General features: G+C 58.1%; 1 protein-coding gene and 1 pseudogene. Both read right to left on the bottom strand.

What is annotated here, in order from left to right:
- Nucleotides 1-372 precede the first annotated feature (372 nt).
- Complete coding sequence (locus tag N5096_RS15430) at nucleotides 373-3,159, bottom strand: helix-turn-helix domain-containing protein (protein WP_267665689.1); 2,787 nt, start codon at nucleotides 3,157-3,159, stop codon at nucleotides 373-375.
- Nucleotides 3,160-3,447: 288 nt separating this feature from the next.
- A pseudogene (locus N5096_RS16595) lies at nucleotides 3,448-3,582 on the bottom strand (DUF5817 domain-containing protein); the annotation flags it as partial.
- Nucleotides 3,583-3,986: the final 404 nt, after the last annotated feature.

The following is a 3,986-nucleotide window of genomic DNA, read 5'->3' as shown; positions in this document are numbered from 1 at the left end:
GGGTTAATCTGGCGGAATATTACAGTAAGAGCGTCCCAGACCGTCGTCACTAGGCGGCAAAACAAGGCAAGATCAATACACCCGAAGAACTCCTAGCTCAAACACTTATTCACGGTACTGGTTTCTATCTAGGCTACACTCTCGTCGCCCTGTTTAACATACCAACCAAAACCACAAGCTGAACAACTCGCAAGCGCGTTCTATCGGCTGATTCGGCTGTAAATTCACGAAATAAATATCGTGGAAACTCTTCTATGACACCCTAGGAACAGCATGAGTGGCCCAACAATCTCGTCAAGAAATATGATGGCGAGAACAGTATACCAAGCCCCCACAAATCATCGGTGACAGACGCCTTAATTCCTCTAGAACTCATCCGACAAGCTCCCCAGTAGTTGCTTCTTGGAGGCTCAACTGACGCGGGCGTCTCCCCATTATCTCAGTCTCGCGTTCAACAAGGGCACCACCAGCGACAGCAGCGTCCTCTCGATAACACGCTCTCGCAGTCACTGCCCACAGCGCTGGCAGCACCTCATCGAGTAACGGCCATGGCTCTGTGAGTTCCAGCAAGACATCGCCAGCGAACCCGATCTCCTTCGGTGGAACTGGTCCATGTGGCCCATGATGACACCGAGCTGTCCGTAACGCTCCGGCCGCGGCGTGGACGTCGTTGCTGACGGTCGGATCGCTCACCCATTGCGGGTAGATATCCTGGTACCGTTCAGGAAGTTCTCCGTCGTCCCGGTCCGTTTCCGCAAACGACAGCTGGAGCCGGTAGCCAGCATCTGTCATCGCGACGATTCCAGCATCGACGAGGTCAGGGAGGTGGTCACGAAGCGAGCGAGCCGACACGCCGGCTCTCTCGGCGAGTGCTGACTGCGTTAGGAATTCTTCAGCGCCGGCGAGTGCCACAAGGGCCTTTCGCGGCGTTGACGACGCATCCCGGAGTACCTGCTTTGGAGACAGCGCTGCGATGATGCGTCGGAGTTCTACAGACCGGATATGTCGCGTCTCGGCTTCCGGCTCTAGCGCTCGGGCGACGCCGTTCGCGATTGCGAGCGGTGACCGACACAGCCCGTGGAGCACCGATACCGCCTCTGGAGTTGTGAGAAGGTTCTTTTCTTCAAGTGCTGTGCCAAGAAGGTCGCGGTACTGGGCTCGACTCGTCGACGTCTGGACGGGGACGCGGACACCGATCTCGGGGGCGTCATCCCGGACGTCCCTCGGCGAGACGTTGGATCGAAGCTTCTCAGCGAACACTTCCTGGCGGTCGCCGTAATCAGCAAACAGACACCACGAGCCGATGAGCTCACCGAACGGCTCTGCGGCGTTGACATCGACATCCAGTGACCAACGGAGGACCTCGTTACGGTCCTCAAAGAGTTGCCGAAACACCGACGCCATCCCGTATTTTGACGCAATCGCCGAGTTGATTCCAACGAACTTCGCGATAGCTGAGAGCTTCTCGTCGGGAAAATCGTTCTTAAACCGAGGCATCCGACCAATTCGGAGGATGTCGACGCCGGCGAAGTCCAGTAACCGGGTCATTACGCCAATCACGCCGAGTGACTCAGTGAGAATCTTCGTCCGAAACGCCGTTCGAGAGTTGTACTCGCGATACTCGCCGTGAGTCATGTCCCGCGTCATCTCGCAAATCTCCTCGAGAACAGCTTGTATGCGGTCGCCAAACTCATCGACATCGTCGACGAGTTCATCTTCTTCAGCAATCCACCCGAGACACGCACTGTTCTGGAGGATATCGGGTGCCTCTTGGAGCAGTCGGCGGAAATCACTACTCTCGTCGAGTCGCTCGTCAGTTAGCAGATTGTCCCAGACAAACCCGTCACCCAACGACCGAGCAGTACAGACTGCCCACTGCATCGGATTGTCGACTTCGGCGGCCACAGCGAGCCGATCATTTTCCCAGTCCATGTAGCGGCGGGGAGCTGCTCGATCGTCCCACTCAGAGACCGCCGCATCGACAGTTGCGACGCCATTCTCAGGGGTCGCCGCGACGGCGGCCTGATACGTAGAGCGAGAAAGCGGTTGGATAGTGTGGAGTGCTGGGAAGCGGTCGCGGCTCCAGCCGGTCCCCCCCTCACGTGTGTGCGCGGGTCTAGACTCCATATTGTCGGCAGATTTTCCGGTCCGACTCACAAAGTTCTGAAGGGGTTTTTGTAGCGTTCCAGATCGTCCGATTTCTTCGAGGAAACGCACGCCAGCCGGGCGAATTGCGACTTTGCTCCCGTCGCTGGTCGCGATACGATCCGTCACGAGTTCGTGTTCGCGAAGCTGGCGTAGGTGGTACGCGACGTTGTTCCGAGACTGGTCGGGGTCATCGTACGGGGCAGCCTCGTAGAGCGTCTCGTAGCCGGCTGTCTGGCCGGCTTCCGCGCCAATACGGTCAAGGGTTGCGACAACCTCACCGTCCGTCTCAAGCGCCTCACACGCAGCCGCGACGTGGTCGTCGACGGTTCCGTGAGCGCGCTGGCCTGTATCGCATTGCGAACTCACATCGAACGCTGCCACGTCCGGAACGTTCCCATCCAGTTCGTCGACATCGATCTCCGGATCGTAACTCCAAGCGAAGCGCCGCATCCAGATGGACGACTCAAACACAATCCGAACGTCGACACCGTGGCCAAGCCAACTGAGCAGCTGGACCATTTGCCGGCGTTGCTCGGCGTGGCCGATCTCCCGGAATGACTCATCGATCCGCACGGTGAGTGTTGGTGTATGTTCTGCGGCTGCGAGCAACGGCTTCACAACTCGGCGAACATCCTCAAGCTCACCAGGAAACCCGATGCCAAGCGGGCCAAACTCTGAGCTCCCAAAGCTCTCGAGCAGTTCGAGCGCCTGCTGATGCTGCTCGGACTCGACGTCTTTACACAGGCTCAACAGCGTCGACGCAACGATCGACCCGTTTAGGCTCTCTGCGTCTGGAAGCGCCTCTCGGTCAACTGTCCCGAGCTGATCGTCGATAATCGATTCAAGCGTCTGCCAGGCGGCCCCATCAGCGACACCACCGACGAGTTCGCGCACGGCGAGCGCAATATCGGCTTCGAGGACAGTAACAAGACGCTGCCAGAGTTCACCCGGTCGGCTCTCTTTGTCGAGGCGTACTGTCCCAGACGACACGGCCGGGTACTGCTGAACCACCCAGAGACCCGCGTCCTCATCACAGCGGAGATCTCCAAGCTGACGAGAGCTGTGATCAGTTTTGTTGGGTGTCTCTCGATTCCCTGTGTCGAGGTGCTGATCGTCTGAGAAGGCACCTGTAAGCACCTGTACGCCGAGTGGTTGGCCGACAAGGTCGCGGTCCCATTCGTCTTCAAGATCGGTGTAGTGGCCAACCTCGTCGAACTCAGCGCTAGCGTTACGAGTGTTTGCGAGAAGCGCCGCCCGTTGCTCAACAGCATTCTCCCACGTGTCGGCTCTTGCTCGACGTCGCAACTGACCATCTGAATACTGACTCCCACACCGGGGACATTCACGAGCGTTAGCAGCGCCACTACTGACGGCATCCTCGATGACCCAGTGTTGGCTACAGTTGGAACAGCCAACGACAGCGAAGCGACTCACGCCGCTGGCACACCTCCATGAGCCGGGTGGTCCTGCATAGTGCGCTCTCCGCGCACGTGCTCGACGCTACGGCCGAAATCGGATAATCGGCCGTCTCAGAGACAGCAGAGAGGGTTATCGGCGAAAGCCGGAGATGACTCTCACCACCGCAACCATTAAGACCACTTCGGAAGAAAAGAAGGATACGAGACATCCTTCGGACAGGTGCCATCCTGTCCCTTCCCAAGCGGCCCCTGCTGCCACCAGGGGAACTTCACCCCATTATTGACATCGCCTAGCCGTGCATACTGCGATATTGCGCTTGCCTCCGTCTTAATACTCACGCCGAGCGTCAGGACGGTGTTCAGATAAGGATTGAAAGGTGAGGCGGTGCGTTTTCAAAGTGATCTATGCCCGAAAACGAC

It is taken from the genome of Halorubrum yunnanense (assembly GCF_026586675.1).
Classification (GTDB): Archaea; Halobacteriota; Halobacteria; order Halobacteriales; family Haloferacaceae; genus Halorubrum; species Halorubrum yunnanense.
Note: the sequence above shows the minus strand (reverse complement) of the source record. Positions and strands in the feature narration are given on the sequence as shown.